The sequence below is a fragment of the Arthrobacter sp. YD4 genome, assembly GCF_030410515.1.
In the GTDB taxonomy this organism is placed as follows: domain Bacteria; phylum Actinomycetota; class Actinomycetes; order Actinomycetales; family Micrococcaceae; genus Arthrobacter.
The window spans coordinates 884,982-906,322 of sequence record NZ_JAUHHD010000001.1; the positions used below are offsets into that span (position 1 = coordinate 884,982).

Genomic DNA, 21,341 nt, shown 5'->3' on the forward strand with positions numbered 1-21,341 from the left:
CGGCTACCTGTATCGTTCGAAGTCTGGAACCTATTCGGTTCCGCTACAGGAGCGAACATGGCTGACAAATCCCCCCGTCAAGCAGCATCCAAGAAATCCACCAAGTCCATCAAGGAAAAGCGCGCCGATAAGAGGGCCGCCGCCGCGCCGCCCAGCTCCCTGGACAAAGGCACCCCCGTCAAGGCCGCGGGCGCCAAGAAAAAGTGATTGAGTCATCGAAACGACTCACCCTCGGTGTCCTTGCCAGCACGCGCAAGCAGGACGAACGCCGACTCCCCGTCCACCCCGGCCATTTTGAGCGCATCGCTCCGGAACTCCGCGAGCGCATGATCGTCGAGGCCGGATACGGCAGCCGGTTCGGCATGACGGATGACAGGTTGGCGGAGCTGGTGGGCCGGGTCGCCCCGCGCCCGGAGGTACTGGACGCGGCCGACGTCGTCCTGCTGCCGAAGCCCCAGCCCGAGGATCTGGCCGAGCTCCGGGATGGACAGGTCCTCTGGGGCTGGCCGCACTGCGTCCAAGACCCGGCGATCACCCAGCTGGCGATCGACAAGAAGCTCACGCTGATCGCCTTCGAGGCCATGAACCACTGGGCCAGCGACGGCGGTTTCGGCCTCCACGTCTTCCACAAGAACAACGAGCTGGCAGGCTACTGCTCGGTGCTGCACGCGCTGTCCCTGACCGGATCCACCGGGGACTACGGCCGGCGGCTGAGCGCCGTCGTCATCGGTTTCGGGGCCACCGCGCGCGGCGCCGTGACGGCCCTCAACGCCCATGGCATCCATGACGTGCAGGTGCTGACCAACCGCGGAGTCGCCGCGGTGGGTTCCCCCATCCACTCCGTGCGGATCGCCCAGTTCGACCACGACACGGAGGCGCCCTTCCTCAGTGAGGTCATCACCGAACGGGGCCGGGTGCCGCTGGCCCCGTTCCTGGCGGAAAGCGACATTGTGGTCAACTGCACCCTGCAGGATCCGACAGCGCCGCTGACGTACCTGCGCACCGGGGACCTGGCCGCGTTTCGGCCCGGCAGCCTGATCATCGACGTTTCCTGCGACGAGGGCATGGGCTTCAGCTGGGCGAGGACCACCACGTTTGCCGAGCCGATGTTCACGGTCGGCACCAGCATCGACTACTACGCCGTGGACCACAGCCCGTCGTACCTCTGGAACTCCGCCAGCTGGGAAATCAGCGAGGCTTTGCTTCCGTTCCTGGCCACGGTACTGTCCGGTCCGGAGGCGTGGGACGGTGATGAGACCATCCGCCGCGCGATCGAAATCCGCGAAGGCGTGGTGTTGAATCCGGATGTCCTGGTGTTCCAGCACCGGCAGCCGGACTATCCCCACCTGGCCACGGCCGGCTAGCTGTCGCGCGCCGGTTGCCGATCACCGCGCACTTTTCGGACAGCCGCTACGCCGATCCGCGGAGCGGCTGTCCTTTTCCGGCGCGAAAACCTACACCCGGACAATCCGCAGCAGCCGACGCCGACTCCGCAGGTCCACCCGGAGCATCAGTTGCCCCCGCCGGGCCAGCAGCACCGCCACCGACGCCGCAGCCAGTGCCGGGACCCCGCCGGAGATGAGGATCGCGGTGTGCGGGTTGACGTGCTCGGCCAGCCACCCCATCAGCGGGCCGCCGATCGCCTGCCCGCCGATCAGCACCATGATGTACAGGCTCATCACCCGTCCGCGGATCCCCATGTTGGCGCTGACCTGCACCAGCTGGTTGGCGGCGGTGAGGAACATCAGGCACCAGAATCCGGCCAGCACCATCGCCGCGCCGAACCAGACCATCGAGGGAGCGGCCGCGCCCAGGCAGAGCATCAGCCCGTACATGCCGGCCCCGAGCATGACCGAGCGCAGCCGCAGTTCGCGCCGCCGGGCCGAGGTGATGGCCCCGGCCAGTGCGCCGAGCGCCACCAGGGCGTTGAGCAGACCGTACCCGCCGGCGCCGACGTCGTATACGTGGTCCGCGAAGGCGGCCAGCAGCACCGGCAGGCTCATGGCGAAGACGGACACGAACCCGGCCATCAGCCAGGGCCAGTAGATCGTGGGCTTGGCGAGGGCGTAGCGGAGACCCTCCTTGAGCATGCCCTTGCGCTTGGCGGCGGGAGGCGTGGTGTGCAGTTCGTCCTTGCGCAGCACCAGCAGCATGGTCACGGTGGAGCAGCATGCGACGGCGTTGCCCGCGAAGGCCCATCCCGCCCCCACCGCGCCGAGCAGGATCCCGGCGACGGCCGGCCCGATCAGGCCGCCCAGCTGGAAGATCGTGGAGTTCAGGCTGATGGCGTTCCGGAGGTACACCGGGCCCACCAGTTCGTTGACGAACACCTGGCGCGCGGGCTGGTCCAGCACGGTGACCAGGCCCAGCGCCAGGGCAATCGCGTAAACATGCCAGACCTCAATCCGGCCCGTCAGCGCCAGGACCGCGAGCGCCGCGGCGAGCACGGCCGCCACCGACTGGCACAGCATCAGGATCCGGCGTTTGGCGAAGCGGTCAGCCATCATGCCGGCCCACGGCCCGAGGAAGAGCGAGGGCAGGAACTGCAGGGCCACGGTCACCCCGACGGCCGTGACCGAACCCGAAAGCTGCAGCACCAGCCAGTCCTGGGCGATCCGCTGCATCCACAGGGCGATCACCGCGATGAAATGCCCGGCCGCGAAAATGCGGTAGTTCCGGACCGTGAGCGAGACGAAGGTGTGCCGCCAGGGCAGCCGTTCGCTGACGACGGCGAGCGGCTCGGTCACGGGCGACGACGGCGGGAGGGCCACCGCGTCGGCGGCGGGCGGCGACGGCGGCAGCGGGTCCGGCGCGGGCCGGCGGGTAGGGGTCTGGTCTGGGTCGGCGGCCTGGAACGGCGGTGGGGGTGCCACGGAAAAGTCCTCGTGAGAGTGGGCCTGCGGGAGTCGGTTTAACGCTAGGCTGACCGCAATCGATTATGGAAGGTTATTGGATGCATAACTCCCATCACGAAATGCAATGCACCCCCTTGGCTGCCGGCGGGTCCGGGACATACGCCCGTGTTTGAGCCCGCCCAGCTCCGGTCCTTCCTGGCCGTCGCCGAGACGCTGAGCTTCACCCGTGCGGCGGAACGGCTGGGGCTTGCCCAGCCCACAATCAGCCAGCACGTTCGGAAGCTGGAGGCCGCCGCCGGCCGGACCTTGATCGCCCGGGACACCCGGGACGTGCGCCTGACGGACAACGGCGACGCCATGGCCGGGTTTGCCCGCAGCATCCTCTCCGCCCACGACTCGGCGGCCCGATACTTTTCCGGCTCGGCGATGCGCGGCCGCCTGCGGTTCGGTACCGCCGACGACTTGGCCATTACGGGACTGCCCCGGATCCTGCGGGAGTTCCGGCAGGTCTACCCGCAGATCAACCTGGAACTGACGGTCGGCCAGAGCGACCAGCTGTACAAACGGCTCAACGCCGGGCAGCTGGACCTGGTGTTCGTGAAGTGGGTGGCCGGGGCCAAGGACGGCACGGTGGTGCAGCAGGACTCCTTCGCCTGGGTGGGCCTGGAGCAGACCGCCCTGGCGCCCGGACACCCGGTGCCGCTGATCGCCTACCCCGCCCCCAGCCTCAGCAGGAAGCTGGCGATCGACGCCCTGGAGGCCTCCGGCCGCACCTGGCGGATCACCTGCACCACGCGGCAGATCAGCGGGGTGCTGGCGGCGGTGCGGGCGGGTATCGGCGTCGCCGTGATGCCGTCGTCGCTGGTTCCGGACGATCTGAAGATCATCACCCGGCGCTTCGACCTGCCGCCGGTGGGCGACGTCGACTTCACGTTGATCCGGAATCCGCTGGCAAACACGGAGGTCATCGAGGCGCTGACCCACACCATCACGGGCCGCGCGCTGCACCGTCCGGCGTAGGAATACCCGGCCGCACCTGCCCCTCCGGGGCGCACTACCTGCCCGATGCGGGGGACGCCCGGGCAGGGATACGCAACCATTGAACCCGCCGGATACTTGCCCTATCCTGACACTACTTGCAGGTCAAGCAGAGGCCAGCCACCCCGCTCAGTCAAGAGAGCACAGACTACGGACGCTTCCTGCCGTCGCTGCCGGTATTCCCGGCCCTCCGTGGCACCCAGCGTTCGGGATAGGCCAGCAATGACGCCAGCCATGAATACTCCCCACGCCTCGATGCGGCCGGCCCCGCGCCGGCTCGGCCCCCGCACCCCGGCCCGCCCCGCCGCTGCGGCAGCGGCACGGCTGGAGGGAATCACCCACCCCGCCCTGGGGCGGCTCGATCCGCACCCCGCACCGGCACGTGCAGACGGCGACTATGTGGGCATTCCGTTCTGTGAACGCTGCGGGACCGACGAGTTCGTCCACCTGGAGTCGTTCGTTCCGCCCCGGCACCACCGCGACGGATCCGTCAGCCAGCTCGGCGAGGTGACCTACTTCTGCTCCGGCTGCGAGGACTTCTCCGCCCATGCCGTTCCCGCGTCCTGGGCACCGCCCGGCTGGTACCTCGGCTAAGCCCGGACTAAAACACAAAGGGGCGGCGCGGGAACCGAAAGGTCCCCGCGCCGCCCCTGTGTTGCGCCCCCGGACGCGCCGCCCGGCCCGCCCGGGAGGCGCCGGATCGTCCTAGATCAGCCCGTCGGAAAGGTGGTTCGCGGTGCCGAAGCGGTGCGCGGTGATGCTGACCGCCTGCTCATGCAGGAACGGCAGCAGTTCAACGCGGCCGGCCTCGGTCACCGGGTGGGTGTAGACGGCCAGGTCCGGGCGTCCACCGGTGGCCTCGGCGAGGGCCACCGGGTCGCCGCCGATCAGGCGGATCCGCGGCACGGCGAGCTTCGGCGCCGCGGCGAGGCGCCCCGCCGAAGCCAGCCACGCGGCGTCGTCCTCCACCGTCGCCGCGATTCCCAGCCCGGCGAGCACGGCCTGCAGCTGGGCGGGCAGCGCCGCGGCGCTGGACACCGTGAGGGTGGACCCGGCACGGACGCCGGCGGCCACCACGCGGACCAGCTCGGCGAGCGGGCTGCCCGCGGAGAGCCGGACCAGGACCGGCAGCGGCCGGTAGCGGAAGACGTTGCGCTCCGCGCTCAGCCCGGAGACGTCCTTGGCGGTGCCGAACTCGTCGGCCCAGGCCTGCGCGTCCGAGGCAAGGGCACGCTGCAACGGGGCGACGTCGGCGGCGGCGAGGAAGCCCTTGGCGGCGTCCTCGATCCGCGCCACCTCGGGGCTCAGCGGGCCCGGGGCCGCGGTGGCCTCCGTACTGGTCCAGTCGCCCAGCCCGGCGAGGTAGTTGGGGCCGCCGGCCTTGGTGCCTGCACCGACGGCCGACTTCTTCCAGCCGCCGAAGGGCTGGCGCTGCACGATCGCGCCGGTGATGCCGCGGTTGACGTAGAGGTTGCCCGCCTCGATGGTGTCCAGCCACAGGGCCAGTTCATCCGAGTTGAGCGAGTGCAGCCCGGCGGTCAGGCCGTACTCGATCTGGTTTTGGATGGCGATGGCCTCCTCCAGGGTGGCGGCGGTCATCACACCCAGTACCGGCCCGAAGAACTCGGTGAGGTGGAAGTAGGAACCGCGCCGCACGCCGGAACGGACGCCGGGGCTCCAGAGCTTCCCGGAGTCGTCGAGCTGCCGCGGTTCCACGGCCCAGGTCTCACCCTCGCCGAGCGTGGTCAGGGCCTTCAAGAGCTTGCCGCCGGCGGGTTCGATGATCGGGCCCATCTGGCTGGCGGGGTCCTCCGGGTAGCCGACCTTGAGGGAGGTGACGGCGTCGATCAGCTGGTTGTGGAAGCGCTTGGAAGTCGCGACGGAGCCCACCAGGATAACCAGCGACGCGGCCGAACACTTTTGGCCGGCGTGGCCGAACGCGGAGTAGGCCACGTCCTTGGCGGCCAAATCCAGGTCGGCGCTGGGGGTGACGATGATGGCGTTCTTGCCGCTGGTTTCGGCCAGCAACGGCAAGTCCTTGCGGAACGAGCGGAACAGTTCGGCCGTCTCGTAGCCGCCGGTAAGGATGACGCGGTCGACGGCCGGGTGGGAGATCAGCTGCGTTCCGAGCTCCCGTTCGCCCAGCTGCACCATGGTCAGCACGTCGCGGGGGACGCCGGCCTCCCAGAGCGCCTCGACCATGACGGCGCCGCTGCGGGCGGCCTGCTTGGCGGGCTTGATGACGACGGCGGAGCCGGCGGCCAGGGCGGCGAGCGTGGAGCCGGCGGGGATGGCAACCGGGAAGTTCCACGGCGGCGTCACGACGGTGAGCTTCGCGGGGACGAACGTGGCGCCGTCGACGTCGTCGAGCTTCCGCGCCGATTCGGCGTAGTAGTGGGCGAAGTCGACGGCCTCGCTGACCTCGGGGTCGCCCTGGTCGATGGTCTTGCCGGTCTCGCTGGCCATGACCTCGAGCAGTTCGGCCCGGCGGGCTTCCAGCGCGTCGCCGGCGCGGTGCAGGATCTCGGCCCGCTCGGCGCCGGAGAGGGCGCCCCAGGCCTTGCCCTTGGCGACAGCGGTGTCGATGACGGCGTTGAGCGTGGCCTCGTCCGTGATGGTGGCGGCCTCGACGGCGGCGTTGCCCAGGGTGGAGCCCGGCACGCGGCCCAGGATGGCCCGGCCCCAGTCGCGGTTGGCCGGCAGCGACGGGTCCGTGTCCGGGGTGTTCCGGAAACCCTCGCGCGGCATCGGCTCGGCCGGGAGGGCGCGGTTCTGGCGGCGGTTCGGGGCCGGGACCTCCTCGTCGAGCGCGGCCAGGGAGGCCAGGAAGCGCTGCTTCTCCCGCTCGAAGAGCTGCTCGTTCTCGGAAAGTTCGAACACGGCGGACATGAAGTTGTCCTGGCTGGCGCCCTCCTCGAGCCGGCGGATCAGGTAGGCGATTGCGACGTCGAACTCGGCCGGGTGGACCACCGGGGTGTAGAGCAGGAGCGAGCCGACATCCTTCTTGACCGCCTCGGCCTGGCCCTGCGCCATGCCGAGCAGCATCTCGAATTCGATGCCCTGGTGCCCGGCGTCCGCGAGGCCGCGCTTCTTGGCCAGCAGCCACGCGAAGGCGATGTCGAAGAGGTTGTGTCCGGCGACGCCGATCCGGACGTTGCGGATCCGGTCCGGGTGCAGGGAGTAGTTGATGACGCGCTTGTAGTTGGTGTCCGAGTCCTGCTTGGTGTTCCAGGTGGCCAGCGGCCAGTCGTGCAGGGAGGCCTCGACCTGTTCCATCGGCAGGTTGGCGCCCTTGACCACGCGGACCTTGATCGGGGCGCCGCCGGTGGCGCGGCGCGCGGCGGCCCAGTCCTGCAGGCGGATCATGGCGGAGAGGGCATCCGGCAGGTAGGCCTGGAGCACGATGCCGGCCTCGAGGTTCTTGAACTCGGGCTTGTCCAGGATCCGGGTGAAGACCGCGATGGTCATGTCCAGGTCCTTGTACTCCTCCATGTCCAGGTTGATGAACTTGGCCTTGCCGCCGTTGGCCGCGAAGGACGCGGCGCGGGTGAAGAGCGGGGTGAGCTTCTCGACGACGTGCTCGACGGCCTCGTCGAAGGCCCAGGCGGAGTGCGGGGCGACCGTGGAGGAGACCTTGATCGAGACGTAGTCGACGTCGGGGCGGGCCAGCAGCGCGTGCGTGCCCTTGAGCCGGCGGGAGGCCTCGTGCTCGCCGAGCACGGCCTCGCCGAGGAGGTTGACGTTGAGCTTGATGCCGTCCTTGCGGATCTTGGCGATGGCCGGGCCCAGCTTGGCGTCGGTGGCGTCCACGATCAGGTGGCCGACCATCTCGCGGAGCACGCGGCGGGCCACCGGGATGACCACCTGCGGCAGGGCCGGCGCCATGGTTCCGCCGAGGCGGACGGCGGCGCGCATGTACCAGGGCAGGAAGGCGGGGACCTTGGGGGCCAGGGCGGCGAGGTTGCGGGCGGCGACGTGGAGGTCCTCGGGGCGGACGACGCCGTCGACGAACCCGACCGTGAAGCCGAGGCCGTTCGGGTCCTTCAGCACGCCGGCGAGCTGCTGGGCGGATGCGTCGACGGGAACCTCGGAGGCGGCGGTGAGCCAGCGGCGCACCAGCGCGATGCAGTCATCGGCCAGGGCCGCCGCTTCGGCGACGGTCGTGGCCGAGGGGGCGCTGACGGCGCCGGTTTCCGTAGAGGTGTTGGTCATGGTGGCACTCGGGCTTTCTCAAGATGTGGACGTTTCTTCCCATCAGTATGCGATCCGTATCACGTAAGATAAAGCGACGTTTTCTGAGGATTACTGGTTAGAAAAACCGCACCTTCCTAAGACCTTCCCTCACCTCCCGCACTCCCCGTTCCGACGCTCCCTCACCTCCCGCGAGAAACGACGAAACCCTCCCGCAGAAACTGCGGGAGGGTCCGCCAGAACTGAGGGAGCGTCAGCCAGCAACGCGCCGAAACTGCGGGAGGGTTCGCCGGAAGCGCGCCGGATCTGAGGGAGGATCGGGTGTGGCGGCGAGGTGAAGGCGCCGCGGGTCAGCCGACGTGCCGGTGCTGTTCCACCGCCTCCTGGTGCCGCGGGCTCGCCGGGTTCATCAGCGAGTGCTTCCGGCCGTAGCCGAAGTAGATGCACAGGCCCACCACCAGCCAGACGCCGAAGCGCAGCCAGGTCTCCCAGTGCAGCTGGGCCATCAGGAAGGCCGAGGCCAGCATGCCGAAGAGCGGCACCACGGGCATGAACGGCAGGCGGAAGGTGCGCGGGGCGTCCGGACGCTTGTAGCGGAAGATGATCACCGAGAGGCAGACGACGACGAATGCGGCCAGGATGCCGATGTTGGTCAGGTCCGCCACGGCCTTGATCGGGAACACCCCGGCCAGCAGGGCGGAGGCGACGCCGGCGATCCAGGTGACCCGCTGCGGGGTGCCGTGCCGGTCCGTCTTGGCGAACCAGCCCGGGAGCAGGCCGTCGCGGCTCATGGAGAACCACACGCGGGTGACGCCGAGGAGGAACGTGAGCATCACGGTCAGGATCGAGAGCACGGCGAAGACGGAGATGATGGTGGCGATCACCGGCAGGCCCACGCCGTTGAAGGCGGAGGCGAAGCCGGCCTTCGGATCGATGTCCTTGTAGTTCTGCATGCCGGTCAGGACCAGGGTGGCGGCGACGTAGAGCAGCATGGCGATGATCAGGGACAGCACGATCGCCTTGGGCATGTGCTTCTTGCCGTCTGTGGCTTCCTCAGCCGCGGTACTCATTGCGTCGTAGCCGAACACCGCGAAGAACACGGTGGCGGACCCGGCCAGCACGGGGCCGAAGCCGCTGGGCATGAATGGGTTGTAGTTATTGGTGTTGATGTAGAAGATGCCCAGTCCGATGATGAACAGGATCAGGACCACCTTGATGGCGACGGCGATCAGCTCGAAGCGTCCGAAGGCCCGGGTGCCGCGGGACAGGATCCAGGTCACCAGCAGGCAGACCAGGATGGCGGGAATGTTCACCACGCCGCCCTTGCCCTCGTCCACGGTGGAGGTCATCCAGACCGGCATGTGGATCCCTATGCCGGAGAGGAAGGCGTCGAAGTAGCCGGAGATGCCGATCGCCACCACGGCCACGATCGCGATGTATTCCAGCAGCAGGTCCCAGCCGATGAACCAGCCGATGACCTCGCCGAGCGCCACGTAGCCGTAGGTGTAGGCGGAGCCCGCGCGCGGGATCATCCCGGCGAATTCGGCGTAGGACAGGGCCGCCGCCGCCGAGGCAAGGCCCGCGATCAGGAAGGAGAACAGCACCGCCGGCCCCACCCCGGGCTCGCTCTCGCTGCCGTGCGCCACGAGGCCGGCCAGGGAGAAGATGCCGACGCCGATGATGCCGCCGACGCCGATGGCTGTCAGTTGCCAGAGGCCCAGGCTCTTGAACAGGCCGCTGTGCTTGCTTTCTTCCTCGATGTCGTCGATCGGCTTGCGCCGCATGATCGATCTGGTCAGGTCGCTGGTGCTCATTCCGGTCTCCTGCGTCGGGTGGACCCCGTCCCGCCGGCGGCGGGCGTCCGTGGTGGGGGTCACATGATTGACCCAGTATGCAAGCCGGATCCCATTAGATAAAGTGACTTCTCCTAACCGATAAACATTAGAATTCACAAGGAATTGTCATGCTCGATGTCCGGCGGCTGCGGCTGCTGCGCGAACTCCAGATCCGCGGCACCCTGGCCGAGGTGGCCGAAGCGCTGCAGTACAGCCCGTCGTCGGTCTCCCAGCAACTGGCCCAGCTGGAGAAGGAAGCCGGCGTCGAACTGCTCCGCAAAACCGGCCGCCGGGTCCAGCTGACGCCGCAGGCGGAGGTCCTCGTGGCCCACACGGCCCAGCTGCTGGAGACGCTGGAACAGGCCGAGGCGGACCTTGCCGCCTCGCTGACCACCGTGACCGGCACCGTGCGGATCGCCGTTTTCCAGTCCGCCGCCCTGGCGCTGATGCCGGACGCCCTGACCCGGATGACCGAGAGCTATCCCGAGGTCCGGATCGAGATGACCCAGCGAGAACCGGAGACGGCGCTGCACGAGACCTGGGCGCGGGACTTCGACCTGGTCATTGCCGAGCAGTACCCCGGCCACGCCGCGCCCCACTACGCCGAACTGGACCGGGTCAGCCTGACCCGGGACGCCATCCGGCTGGCCGTTCCGCCGGCCGCTCCCGGGCGGCCCACGGCGGCCTCGCTCGCGGACACCGCCGGCATGCCGTGGGTGATGGAGCCGCGCGGCGCTGCGTCCCGGCACTGGGCGGAGCAGGCCTGCCGCAGCGCCGGCTTCGAACCCGACGTCCGCTTCGAGACCGCGGACCTGCAGGCACAGATCAGGCTGATCGAGTCGGGCAACGCGGTGGCACTGATGCCGGACCTGGTCTGGACCGGGCGGGGCACCACGGCCCGGCTGATCGAACTGCCGGGCCGGCCCTACCGGACGGTCTTCACCTCGGTCCGGCGCTCCAGCGCGAAGCGGCCGGCGATCCTGGCCGCCCGCGAGGTGCTGGCGCAGACGGCGGCCTCGATCTCACCGGCGGAGTGAACGGCGGCGGATACGAACCGGGCGGCCGCGGGGGTGTTCCCTGGCTCACAGCGGGTCAAGCGCCCCGGCGCTAGACTGAAGCTGTTATGAATCGCACAATGTTCAAGTCCAAAATCCACCGCGCCACGGTCACCCACGCGGACCTTCACTACGTCGGCTCGGTCACCGTGGACCTGGACCTGCTGGAAGCGGCGGACATCCTCCCGGGCGAGCTGGTGTCCATCGTCGACGTCACCAACGGCGCGCGGCTGGAGACCTACACCATCGCCGGCGAGCGCGGTTCGGGCGTCATCGGCATCAACGGGGCCGCCGCGCACCTGATGCACGAGAACGACATCGTCATCCTCATCACCTACGCCCAGATGACCACCGAGGAGGCCAAGGCCTTCACGCCCACCGTGGTCCACGTGGACCGGGACAACCGTGTGGTGCAGATCGGCAACGACCCCGCAGAAGGCCACACCGCCGGGATGCTCCGGCCGCCGCATGCGCTGAACAACGCCGCCCTGAGCTGAAACCGCCCCGCCTCCTGACCCCGGAACCGGCCGGATGCTAGGCGTCCTGGCCGGCTTCTTCGTCGTCTGGTCGATCGTCCTGGTCGGCATGGTTGTCGGCCGCCGCGGCATCCTCGGCGAGAACGCCCGCTCGGTCCTGAGCGCCCTGACGTTCTTCGTCGCCAGCCCCGCCCTGCTGTTCGAGACCCTCGGCAAAGCCAGGCTCAACGAGGTCTTCGCCGCCCCGCTGCTGGTCACCGCCGTCGGGGCCGTCGCCACCGCGGCACTCTATTTCGCGCTGGTCCGCTTTGTGCTCAAGCGGCCGCTGCCGGAGGCCCTGGTCTCCTCGATGAGCGCTTCCCTGGCCAACTCGGCCAACCTCGGCATCCCCATCGCCGTCTTCGTCCTCGGCAACGCCGGGTACGTCGCCCCGCTGCTGATCTTCCAGCTCGCGTTCTTCACGCCGCTGTTCCTGATCCTGCTGGATGCCACCACCAGCGGCCACCGGACCACGCCGCTGAGCTTTCTGCTGATGATCCTGCGCAACCCGATGATTGTCGGGTCCGCGCTCGGGTTGGTGGTGGCGGGTACCGGCGTGCAGATCCCGGAGCTGGTGCTGCAGCCCATCCATCTGATTGGCGGCGCCGCGATCCCCGCCATGCTGCTGGCCTTCGGCATGAGCCTGAACGGCTCGCGGCCCCTGCACGCCGCCGCGGGCCGCCGCGTGGACACGGTGCTGGCCAGCTGTTTCAAGCTCGTTGTGCACCCGGCGATGGCGTTCCTCTTCGCCCGCTTCGCCCTCGGGCTGGACGGCCAGGCACTGTTCGCCGTCGTCGTCACCTCCGCGCTGCCCACCGCCCAGAACGTCTTCGTCGTCGCCACCCGCTACCGGACCGGCCTCACCGTGGCCAAGGACACCGTGCTGATCACCACGGTTGTGGCCGTCCCCGCCATGATCGGGGTGGCCCTGCTGCTGGCCTGAGCGGCGTGGCACCCCGGACGCCGGATCCGCCGCCACTAGGCTGGTGACGGCCTTTTTGCGGCCACGCATCAGGCAGCACACCGGGGGAAGCAGGATCATGGGCAGGAACGACGACGGCGCACGCGCCGCAGCCAAGGGACGCCGCGTCGTCATCGACTGGATCGCCTGCGGTGTCGCGGGCCTGGTGCTGGTCTCCACCACCGCGTGCGGCGGGCCCGCCCCTGCGGCCGCCGACGCCGTCCCGGCAGCGGTCCACACGACAGCCGCCACCAGCGCTGCCCCCTCCCCGACCGCCACGCCGTCGCCGTCGGCGGACCCGGAGAACCCGCTGGACCCGGACACCGTCCCGGCGGTCGGCGCCTCAGGGGCCACGGCACCGCACGGACAGCCCGCCTTCGCCAGCAAGGCCCTGGACGTGCTCGCTACCCTGCCCGTCAAGGGCCGCGCACCCAAGACCGGGTACTCCCGCGACCAGTTCGGCCAGGCCTGGGCCGACGTCGACCGCAACGGCTGCGACACCCGCAACGACATCCTCCGCCGTGACCTGACCGGAACCGCCCTCAAGCCGGGCACCCACGACTGTGTGGTCCTCTCCGGCACCCTGAACGACCCCTATACCGCGGCTGCCATCGCCTTCGTGCGCGGCAGCAGCACCAGCTCGGCGGTGCAGATCGACCACGTCGTGGCGCTCAGCGACGCCTGGCAGAAGGGCGCCCAGCAGCTCAGCCCCGCCCAGCGCCTCGCCCTCGCGAATGACCCGCTGAACCTCCTCGCCGTCGACGGCCCCACCAACACGAAGAAGAGCGACGGCGACGCCGCCACCTGGCTGCCGCCGAACAAGGCCTACCGCTGCGAGTACGTGGCCCGGCAGATCTCGGTCAAAGCCACCTACTCGCTCTGGGTCACCCAGGCCGAGCACGACGCCATGGCCCGGGTGCTGGGCGACTGCCCCGGCGCCCTGGCCCCGACGAACGAACAGGCGCCCGCCGCCGCCGCGGCACCGCCCGCCCAGGCAGCCCCGGCGCAGCCCGCCCCGGCACAGCCGGCTCCGGTGCAGGCAGCTCCCGCGCAGGCGCCCGCCGCCGCACCGGCCCCCGCCGCCGTCGTCCCCGCGGCCCCCGCCGCCGCATACTACGCCAACTGCGCGGCCGTGCGGGCCGCCGGCGCCGCTCCCCTCCGCCGCGGCCAGCCGGGGTACAGCAGCAAGCTGGACCGCGACGGCGACGGCATCGCCTGCGAATAACCGCCCGGCTGTCACACCCGGGGCGCCGGCGGTGTCTGGTGTGTAACAGCGGTTCTTCGGACAGGAGTTAGACATGGCAGCACAGCGCGTTCTCATCCTCGGGGCCGGCTACGCCGGCGTCATGGCCGCCAACCGGCTCGCCGGCCGCTCCCCGGCGGCGCGGGTCACCGTGGTCAACCCGGCGGCGGACTTCATCGAGCGGATCCGGCTCCACCAAGTGGCCGCCCGGACCAGGGCCTCGGCCGCCGTTCCGCTCGGGTCCCTCCTGAACCCGGCGGTCGAACTGACAGTCGACAGCGCCGTGCGGATCGATCCGGCCCGGCGGCTGGTGCACCTGGCCGGCAGCCCGGCTCCCCTGGCCTACGACGCGCTGCTGTACGCCGTCGGCAGCGGCCACGCCCCGGCCACACCCGGCACCGGGGACGACGCCGGCTGCGGCTTCGGTGTCCAGGACGCCCCTTCGGCCGCCCGGCTCCGGTCCCGGCTGCGCAGTCTGGCCCCCGGCAGCACCGTCAGCGTGGTGGGTGCCGGGCTGACCGGGCTCGAGCTGGTGACCGAAATCGCCGAAAGCCACCGGCACCTGCGCCTGCGCCTGATGACCCGCGGGGTGGTGGGCGGGGACCTGACGCCCTCCGGCGCGCGTGCGGTCCGGGCCCGGCTGGCCCGGCTCGACGTCGAGGTGGTGGAGAATACCGACGTGCGGTCCTGCGACGAGTCCACCCTCACCACCTCCGCCGGCGCGGTCCTGCCCTCGGCCTGCACCGTCCGGGCGGCCGGCTTCGCGGTGCCGCCCCTGGCGGGGGACAGCGGCCTGCCCACCGACCCGCACGGCCGGCTCCTGGTTGATTCCTCCCTCGCCTGCCCGGACCACCCGGGCATCTTCGGCGCCGGCGACGCCGCCAAGGTCGCCGGTCCGGAGGGCCTGCACCTACGGATGAGCTGCGCGTCGGCGCTGCCGCTGGGCGCCCAGGCCGCCGACGGCATCGCCGCCCACCTCGACGGCGGCGGGCCCTCCCCGGCGTCCGCCGGCTTTCTGCTCCGCTGCATCAGCCTGGGACGCGGCGCCGGCCTCATCCAGCCCGTCACCGCCGGGGACCACCCCCGCGGTCCGGTGCTCCGCGGCCCGCTGGCCGCGCTGGCCAAGGAACAGGTGTGCCGGATGACGGTGTCCTGGCTCCGGGCCGAGTCCCGCCGGCCCGGCTCCTTCAGCTGGCCCCGCGGGCCGAAGGCGGCGCTGCCCGAACACACCGCCGGGGTGCGGTGACGCCATGGACAGCCACCGGACCTTCGCCGAACACCGCCCGCTGCTGTTCACCATCGCCTACGAGATCACCGGTACGGCCGCGGATGCCGAGGACGTACTCCAGGAGAGCTACCTGAAGTGGTCCGCCGTGGATCCGGACGGCATCGACAGCCCCCGGGCGTACCTGGCCACCATCGTCACCCGCCAGGCGCTGAACGCCCTGCGGAGCGCGCGGCGGCGGCGCGAGGACTATGTCGGACCGTGGCTGCCGGAGCCGGTGGCCACCCTCCCGGATGTCGCGGACGACGCCGTCCTCGCCGACTCGCTCTCCTTCGCCATGCTCGTGGTGCTTGAAAGCCTCTCCCCGGACCAGCGGGCCGCCTTCATCCTCCGGGAGGTCTTCGACTTTCCTTACGAGGAGATCGCCGGGGCGACGGGCAAGACGCCGGCCGCGGTCCGCCAATTGGTCCACCGCGCCAAGGAACACGTGGCCCGGCGCACCCCGCGCTACGACGTCGATGCCCGGGACCGGAAGGACGTCACGGACCGCTTCATCGCCGCCGCGATGGGCGGCGACGTGCAGGCCCTCATGGACGTCCTGGCCCCCGGCGCCGTCCTGCTCTCCGACGGCGGGGGCAAGGTCTCGGCCGCCCGCCGCCCGGTGGTGGGCGCGGAAAACATTGCCCGCTTCCTGCTCGGCCTCGCAGGCAAGCCGCTCCCGGACATGCGGGTGGAGCCCGCACTCCTGAACGCGATGCCCGCGATCGTCATCTCCAGCGGCGGCCGCGCGGACCTCGCCGTCGTGATCGAGGCCAACGGCGGGCACGTCACCGGGCTGTATTTGGTGCGCAATCCGGACAAACTCGGCGCCGTCGCGTCGGTCCGGCACCTCGGCCGCTAACCCGGTAGCGCACCCTCCACCGTCCCGTGCTTACCCCGGGCGGACCTTCAGCATGTTCCCAGCGCGTAACAAAATGTGCTTTTTTGCCTGTTGACGTTCCTTATTGTGCGATTATGATGAATAATCATGTGAGCTGCTTCACACCACCCGCACTGTTTCAAAGGAGAAATCATGACCATGCACGAAGACGCTCTGCGCCGGGCCTCCAGCCAGGGCGGGTGGGACCGCCGGACGCTGCTGAAGACGTTCGGTGCCGGCGCCGTCGCCTTCGCCGGGGCGCCCCTGCTCAGCGCCTGCACCGGCGGCAGCGGACCCGCCGCCAGCGGCAACAAGACGGTCACCTTCGGTTCCGGTTCGTCCGACGAGGTGCCCAAGGCCGCGTACAAGGCCGTCACCGACGCGTTCACCAAGAAGTCCGGCATCGCCGTCACCACCAACACGGTTCCGCACAACGACTTCCAGAACAAGATCAACACCTACCTGCAGGGCAGCCCGGACGACACCTTCACCTGGTTCGCCGGCTACCGCATGCAGTACTACGCCGGCAAGGGCCTGCTCGCCCCGATCGACGACGTCTGGGAGAAGATCGGCGGCAACTACTCGGACGCCATGAAGAAGGCCTCCACCGGCGCCGACGGCAAGATGTACTTCGTCCCGAACTACAACTACCCGTGGGGCTTCTTCTACCGGAAGAGCCTCTGGGCCGAGAAGGGCTACGAGGTCCCCACCACGTACGACGCCCTCCTGGCCCTGTGCAAGAAGATGCAGGCGGACGGGCTCATCCCGATCGAATTCGCCGACAAGGACGGCTGGCCGGCCATGGGCACCTTCGACTACCTGAACATGCGCCTGAACGGCTACCAGTTCCACATGGACCTGACCGCGCACAAGGAATCCTGGGACCAGAAGAAGGTCAGCGACGTCTTCGACACCTGGAAGGCCATGCTGCCCTTCCAGAACCCGAACGCCCTCGGCATGACCTGGCAGGACTCCGCCAAGAACCTGGGCGACAAGAAGTCCGGCATGTACCTGCTCGGCTCCTTCCTCACCCAGCAGTACACGGACAAGACCGTGGCCGCGGACATCGACTTCTTCCCCTTCCCGGAACTGGCGATGGAAGGCCGCGACGCCGTCGAAGCCCCCATCGACGGCCTCCTGCTCTCCAAGAAGGGCGGCCAGAACCAGTCGGCCAAGGACTTCCTCGCCTACCTCGGCACCCCCGAGGGCCAGGACGTCTACGCCTCCGTGGACAGCTCCAACATCGCCACGGCCAAGGGTTCGGACACCTCGAAGTTCACGCCGCTGACCAAGAAGATGGCGGACGTGATCACCAACGCCAAGAGCATCAGCCAGTTCTTCGACCGTGACGCGCTCCCGGCCATGGCGAACAACGTCATGATCCCCGCGCTGCAGTCCTTCATTAAGGACGGCAACGTGGACGTCAAGAACCTGGAAGCCCAGGCCAAGTCCCTCTACGCCGCGCAGTAGCGCTGCCAGGGCCCTTTCATCGGCACTAAGGAAATGTTCTTGTGAGTACACCATCCAAAACGAGCCCCGCCGGGGCACGGCGTCCAGCCGCTGCCCGGGCGGGGCGGGTCCGGCGCCTTTCCGGCCGGGACAAGTGGATCCTGGCCTTCATGGTGGGACTTCCCACCCTGATCCAGCTGGTTCTGGTCTGGATCCCCACGCTGCTTTCGGCGGCCCTGTCCTTCACCCGGTGGAACGGCCTGAGCCTGGACGACATCAAGCCGGCGGGCGTCAGCAACTACGACTTCATCGCCCAGAACTACCCGCCGTTCTGGCCGGCCGTGCAGCACAACGTGCTGTGGCTGGTGTTCCTTGCCGTGATCGCGACGCCGCTGGGCCTGCTGCTGGCCATCCTGCTGGACCAGAACATCCGCGGCACCAGGATCTACCAGAGCATCTTCTTCACCCCGGTGATGCTCTCCCTGGCCCTGATCGGCGTCATCTGGCAGCTGTTCTACAACCGGGACAACGGTCTGTTGAACTTCCTGCTCGGCACCGCCGGCACGCCCCAGGCCGTCGACTGGTTCGGTGACTCCGGCGTGAACATCTGGGCCGCGCTGATCGCCGCGACCTGGCGCCACGCCGGCTACGTCATGATCCTCTATTTGGCCGGCCTCAAGGGTGTGGACCCCACGCTCCGCGAGGCGGCCCAGATCGACGGCGCCAACGCCGTGCAGACCTTCTTCCGGGTCATCTTCCCGGCGATGCGTCCGGTCAACGTCATCATCATCGTCATCACCGTGATCGAATCCCTCCGCGCCTTCGACATCGTCTACGTCATCAACCGCGGTACCAACGGCCTGGAACTGATCAGCGCCCTGGTGATCCAGAACCTCGTCGGCGAGGGCCAGGTGATCGGCGTCGGCTCGGCCCTGGCCGTCATCCTGCTGGTCATCTCGCTGGTACCCATCACGTTCTACCTGTCCCGGGCCTTTGGAAAGGACAAAGAGGCATGAGCATCGCACAGCCTACGGACGCACGCCCGGCGGGCCGGGCACCGTCACGGCGCGGCGCCGCCGCCGGAGCCGGGAGCCAGAGCGCCGGCAAGCGCAACAAGCCCCGCTTCGGCCTCCACATCTTCCTGAGCGTGCTCGCGGTGATGTGGCTGATCCCCCTGGCCTGGACCGTCTTCACCGCACTCCGGCCGAAGGCGGACACGGACAAGTACGGCTACTTCAGCTTCGGCGGATCCTTCAACTTCGACAACTTCGTCCAGGCCTGGACCCAGGGCGGCTTCGCCCAGTACGCCTGGAACTCGGCCCTGATCACCATCCCCTCCGTCATCCTGGTGCTCTTCTTCGCCTCCATGATGGCGTTCGCGGTCAGCCGGGTCAGCTGGAAGTTCAACGTCACCCTGCTGATCATGTTCACCGCCGGCAACCTGCTCCCCCCGCAGGTCCTCGCCGCCCCGCTGTTCGAGATGTTCAAGCTCCTCCCGCTGCCGTACAGCGTCAGCGACTCCGGCAGCCTGCTCAACACCTACATCAGCGTGATCGCCGTGGACACCGCCTTCCAGATCGGCTTCGTGACCTTCGTGCTCTCGAACTACATGAAGGCCCTGTCCCCGGAATTGACCGAGGCCGCCCTGGTGGACGGCGCCGGCATCTGGCGCCAGTACTGGGAAATCATCCTCCCGCTGTGCCGGCCGGCCCTGGCCGCCATGGGCACCCTGGAAGTCATCTTCATCTACAACGACTTCTTCTGGCCGCTGCTGTTCCTGCAGAGCGGTGACCGGCTGCCCCTGACCACCGCCGTGAACAACCTGCAGGGCCAGTTCCTCTCCAACTACAACCTCATCGCCGCCGGCGCCATGATCACCGCCATCCCCGCCCTGGTGATCTACCTCCTGCTCCAGCGGCACTTCGTAGCCGGCCTGACCCTCGGCTCCAGCAAAGGATAATTGTGGACAACAGCACCAAGCCCCCCAGGGCCTCGATGGACTACATCACCGCCCGCCTCGGCTCCGAGGGCGCCCCGCAGCTGGCCTTCGGCGGCGACTACAACCCGGAGCAGTGGCCGGAGGAGACCTGGGCCGAGGACGTCGCCCTGATGCGCGAGGCCGGCGTGAACCTGGTCAGCGTCGGCATCTTCAGCTGGTCCCTGCTGGAGCCCTCCGAGGGCGAGTACGAGTTCGGCTGGCTGGACCGGGTCCTGGACCTGCTGCACGAGAACGGCATCCGGGTGGACCTGGCCAACGCCACTGCCTCCCCGCCGCCGTGGTTCAGCCACAAATACCCGGAGTCCCTGCCCGTCACGGCCGACGGCGTGCGGCACAGCTACGGTTCCCGGCAGGCGTTCGCCGCCTCCAGCCCGGACTACCGCCGGGCCGCCGCTGCCCTGACCGAGCAGATCGCCACCCGCTACAAGGACCACCCCGCCGTCGTCATGTGGCACGTGCATAACGAGTACGGCTGCCACAACCAGCCCGACTACTCCGACGGCGCCGCCGCCGGCTTCCGGGTCTGGCTGAAGAACCGCTACGGCACCCTTGACGGGCTCAACGCCGCCTGGGGCACCGCGTTCTGGTCCCAGCGCTACTACGACTGGGAGGAGATCCTGCCGCCGCGCACCTCCGGCACCTGGGTCAACCCCACCCAGCAGCTGGACTTCGCCCGGTACTCCTCCGACGAACTGCTCGAGTGCTACAAGGCGGAGGCGGAGATCATCCGCTCCCACTCGGAGCACCCGGTCACCACCAACTTCATGGGCTTCAACATGGGCCTGCACCAGCCGGTGGACTACTGGCGCTGGTCCGAGCAGATGGACGTCGTCTCCAACGACCACTACCTGATCGCCGAAGACGTGCGGAACTACCAGGAGCTCGCGGCGACGGCGGACCTCACCCGCGGCTGGGCGCAGGGCAAGCCGTGGCTGCTGATGGAACACTCGACGTCGGCGGTCAACTGGCAGCCGCGCAACATCGCCAAGGCGCCCGGGGAAATGCTGCGCAACTCGATGCAGCACGTGGCCCGCGGCTCCGACGGCGCCCTGTTCTTCCAGTGGCGAGCCTCCCGCGCCGGGGCCGAAAAGTTCCACTCCGGCCTGCTGCCGCACGCCGGGACGGAGACCAAGGTCTGGCGCGAGGTGGTCCGGCTGGGCCAGGCCCTGCGCAGCCTGGCCGAGATCGCCGGCTCCACCGTCACCGGAGCCTCCGGCCGGGTGGACGTCGCGATCGTGCACGACACCGACGCCCGCTGGGCCTCGGAACTCGACTCGCACCCCAGCGTGGACGCCTCCAACATCGCCGAGACCCGCCGCTGGCACGACGCCTTCTACCGGGCCGGGATCCCCACCGACTTCGTCCGCAGCACCGACGACCTCTCCGGCTACCGGCTGGTCATCGCCCCGATGCAGTACCTGGTCACCGACGAGGGCGCCGCCAACCTGGACGGCTTCGTCCGCGCCGGCGGCCACCTGGTGGTGTCCTACTTCTCCGGTATCGTGGACGAAAATGACCACATCAGGCTTGGCGGCTACCCCGGCGCGTTCCGCGAACTGCTCGGCGTGCAGATGGAGGAGTTCTTCCCGCTCCGAGCCGGCGAGAGCGTCCCGCTCAGCCGCTTCGGCGCCGGCACGTACTGGAACGAACTGGGCCACGCCACCACCGCCGACGTACTCTCCGCCGTCGCCCACGGCCCGGCGGCCGGATCCCCCGCGGTGACCCGCAACGTCGCCGGCAAGGGACGGGCCTACTACGCCGCCACCACCCTCTCCCCCGAGGGGCTGCGGGAACTGCTCGCCGTCGTCTGCCCCGACGCCGGCGTCGCTCCCCTGGTCCCGGACCTCCCGGCCGACGTCGAGGTGGTCCGCCGGGCCAAGGACGGCAGGCACTGGACGTTCTGCATCAACCACTCGGACCGGGACGTGCACCTGCCGCTGGAAGGCTACGACGTCCTGGCCGACGCCGGGCTCGACGGCGGCCTGGGGCTTCCGGCCGGGGGCGTCGCCGTCGTCCGTTCCACCTCCCGGCAGTAGCCGCACCCGCCGGCCACTTC

Annotated in this window: 17 protein-coding genes; 14 read left to right on the forward strand and 3 right to left on the reverse strand. The window is 69.4% G+C overall.

The annotated features are described in order from the left end of the window. The first annotated feature begins 57 nt into the window (after positions 1-57). Positions 58-207, forward strand: a complete 150-nt coding sequence (locus tag QWJ39_RS04175; protein ID WP_290256431.1) for a hypothetical protein — start codon at positions 58-60, stop codon at positions 205-207. Continuing rightward, positions 204-1,364: a N(5)-(carboxyethyl)ornithine synthase gene (locus QWJ39_RS04180; RefSeq protein WP_290256432.1), complete on the forward strand. Its 1,161-nt coding sequence runs from the start codon at positions 204-206 to the stop codon at positions 1,362-1,364. The genes QWJ39_RS04175 and QWJ39_RS04180 overlap by 4 nt, the downstream gene beginning before the upstream one ends. A 90-nt stretch (positions 1,365-1,454) precedes the next feature. Here the strand turns inward: QWJ39_RS04180 and QWJ39_RS04185 are convergent, their stop codons facing one another. Further along, positions 1,455-2,801: an MFS transporter gene (locus QWJ39_RS04185; protein ID WP_290256493.1), complete on the reverse strand. Its 1,347-nt coding sequence runs from the start codon at positions 2,799-2,801 to the stop codon at positions 1,455-1,457. A 219-nt stretch (positions 2,802-3,020) separates the two neighbouring features. On the opposite strand from QWJ39_RS04185, the gene QWJ39_RS04190 reads away from it, so the two are divergent. Together QWJ39_RS04190 and QWJ39_RS04195 are read left to right on the forward strand one after the other, a co-directional pair. Next, positions 3,021-3,875: a LysR substrate-binding domain-containing protein gene (locus QWJ39_RS04190; protein ID WP_290256433.1), complete on the forward strand. Its 855-nt coding sequence runs from the start codon at positions 3,021-3,023 to the stop codon at positions 3,873-3,875. A 252-nt stretch (positions 3,876-4,127) separates the two neighbouring features. After that, positions 4,128-4,487, forward strand: a complete 360-nt coding sequence (locus QWJ39_RS04195; RefSeq protein ID WP_290256434.1) for a hypothetical protein — start codon at positions 4,128-4,130, stop codon at positions 4,485-4,487. 111 nt (positions 4,488-4,598) lie between these two features. On the opposite strand, the gene QWJ39_RS04200 is transcribed toward QWJ39_RS04195, so the two are convergent. After that, positions 4,599-8,105 carry a bifunctional proline dehydrogenase/L-glutamate gamma-semialdehyde dehydrogenase gene (locus tag QWJ39_RS04200; protein WP_290256435.1) on the reverse strand — a complete coding sequence of 1,169 codons (3,507 nt, stop codon included), beginning with the start codon at positions 8,103-8,105 and terminating at the stop codon, positions 4,599-4,601. A gap of 329 nt (positions 8,106-8,434) precedes the next feature. Further along, positions 8,435-9,898: an amino acid permease gene (locus tag QWJ39_RS04205; protein WP_290256436.1), complete on the reverse strand. Its 1,464-nt coding sequence runs from the start codon at positions 9,896-9,898 to the stop codon at positions 8,435-8,437. Positions 9,899-10,047: 149 nt separating this feature from the next. On the opposite strand from QWJ39_RS04205, the gene QWJ39_RS04210 reads away from it, so the two are divergent. From QWJ39_RS04210 to QWJ39_RS04255, 10 genes are all read left to right on the forward strand, one after another. After that, positions 10,048-10,956: a LysR family transcriptional regulator gene (locus QWJ39_RS04210; RefSeq protein ID WP_290256437.1), complete on the forward strand. Its 909-nt coding sequence runs from the start codon at positions 10,048-10,050 to the stop codon at positions 10,954-10,956. Positions 10,957-11,042: 86 nt separating this feature from the next. Further along, the gene (gene panD / locus QWJ39_RS04215) at positions 11,043-11,471 is read left to right on the forward strand and encodes an aspartate 1-decarboxylase (protein ID WP_290256438.1); all 429 of its coding nucleotides are present in this window, start codon (positions 11,043-11,045) and stop codon (positions 11,469-11,471) included. A gap of 34 nt (positions 11,472-11,505) precedes the next feature. Next, the gene (locus QWJ39_RS04220) at positions 11,506-12,432 is read left to right on the forward strand and encodes an AEC family transporter (protein ID WP_290256439.1); all 927 of its coding nucleotides are present in this window, start codon (positions 11,506-11,508) and stop codon (positions 12,430-12,432) included. 97 nt (positions 12,433-12,529) lie between these two features. Next, on the forward strand, positions 12,530-13,675 hold the full coding sequence (locus QWJ39_RS04225) for a DUF1524 domain-containing protein (protein ID WP_290256440.1): 1,146 nt from the start codon (positions 12,530-12,532) through the stop codon (positions 13,673-13,675). Between the two features lie 73 nt (positions 13,676-13,748). After that, entirely contained in the window at positions 13,749-14,939 is a 1,191-nt protein-coding gene (locus QWJ39_RS04230; RefSeq protein WP_290256441.1) for an FAD-dependent oxidoreductase, read from the forward strand. Positions 14,940-14,943: 4 nt separating this feature from the next. Next, positions 14,944-15,819, forward strand: a complete 876-nt coding sequence (locus QWJ39_RS04235; RefSeq protein WP_290256442.1) for an RNA polymerase sigma-70 factor — start codon at positions 14,944-14,946, stop codon at positions 15,817-15,819. A gap of 171 nt (positions 15,820-15,990) precedes the next feature. Continuing rightward, a complete protein-coding gene (locus tag QWJ39_RS04240; protein WP_290256443.1) occupies positions 15,991-17,307 on the forward strand; it encodes an ABC transporter substrate-binding protein in 1,317 nt (438 codons plus the stop codon). A 41-nt stretch (positions 17,308-17,348) separates the two neighbouring features. Further along, a complete protein-coding gene (locus QWJ39_RS04245) occupies positions 17,349-18,302 on the forward strand; it encodes a sugar ABC transporter permease (RefSeq protein ID WP_290256444.1) in 954 nt (317 codons plus the stop codon). Further along, entirely contained in the window at positions 18,299-19,246 is a 948-nt protein-coding gene (locus QWJ39_RS04250; protein ID WP_290256445.1) for a carbohydrate ABC transporter permease, read from the forward strand. The genes QWJ39_RS04245 and QWJ39_RS04250 overlap by 4 nt, the downstream gene beginning before the upstream one ends. A 2-nt stretch (positions 19,247-19,248) precedes the next feature. Continuing rightward, positions 19,249-21,321, forward strand: a complete 2,073-nt coding sequence (locus QWJ39_RS04255) for a beta-galactosidase (RefSeq protein WP_290256446.1) — start codon at positions 19,249-19,251, stop codon at positions 21,319-21,321. The last annotated feature ends 20 nt before the right edge of the window (positions 21,322-21,341 follow it).

What these genes read in the sequence shown, in the direction of transcription:
- QWJ39_RS04250 (WP_290256445.1), top strand. Translation starts at nt 18,299, where the DNA reads ATGAGCATCGCACAGCCTACGGACGCACGCCCGGCGGGCCGGGCACCG.
- QWJ39_RS04235 (WP_290256442.1), top strand. Translation starts at nt 14,944, where the DNA reads ATGGACAGCCACCGGACCTTCGCCGAACACCGCCCGCTGCTGTTCACC.
- QWJ39_RS04195 (WP_290256434.1), top strand. Translation starts at nt 4,128, where the DNA reads ATGAATACTCCCCACGCCTCGATGCGGCCGGCCCCGCGCCGGCTCGGC.
- QWJ39_RS04240 (WP_290256443.1), top strand. Translation starts at nt 15,991, where the DNA reads ATGACCATGCACGAAGACGCTCTGCGCCGGGCCTCCAGCCAGGGCGGG.
- QWJ39_RS04220 (WP_290256439.1), top strand. Translation starts at nt 11,506, where the DNA reads ATGCTAGGCGTCCTGGCCGGCTTCTTCGTCGTCTGGTCGATCGTCCTG.
- QWJ39_RS04230 (WP_290256441.1), top strand. Translation starts at nt 13,749, where the DNA reads ATGGCAGCACAGCGCGTTCTCATCCTCGGGGCCGGCTACGCCGGCGTC.
- QWJ39_RS04225 (WP_290256440.1), top strand. Translation starts at nt 12,530, where the DNA reads ATGGGCAGGAACGACGACGGCGCACGCGCCGCAGCCAAGGGACGCCGC.
- QWJ39_RS04205 (WP_290256436.1), bottom strand. Translation starts at nt 9,898, where the DNA reads ATGAGCACCAGCGACCTGACCAGATCGATCATGCGGCGCAAGCCGATC.
- panD (WP_290256438.1), top strand. Translation starts at nt 11,043, where the DNA reads ATGAATCGCACAATGTTCAAGTCCAAAATCCACCGCGCCACGGTCACC.
- QWJ39_RS04200 (WP_290256435.1), bottom strand. Translation starts at nt 8,105, where the DNA reads ATGACCAACACCTCTACGGAAACCGGCGCCGTCAGCGCCCCCTCGGCC.
- QWJ39_RS04210 (WP_290256437.1), top strand. Translation starts at nt 10,048, where the DNA reads ATGCTCGATGTCCGGCGGCTGCGGCTGCTGCGCGAACTCCAGATCCGC.
- QWJ39_RS04175 (WP_290256431.1), top strand. Translation starts at nt 58, where the DNA reads ATGGCTGACAAATCCCCCCGTCAAGCAGCATCCAAGAAATCCACCAAG.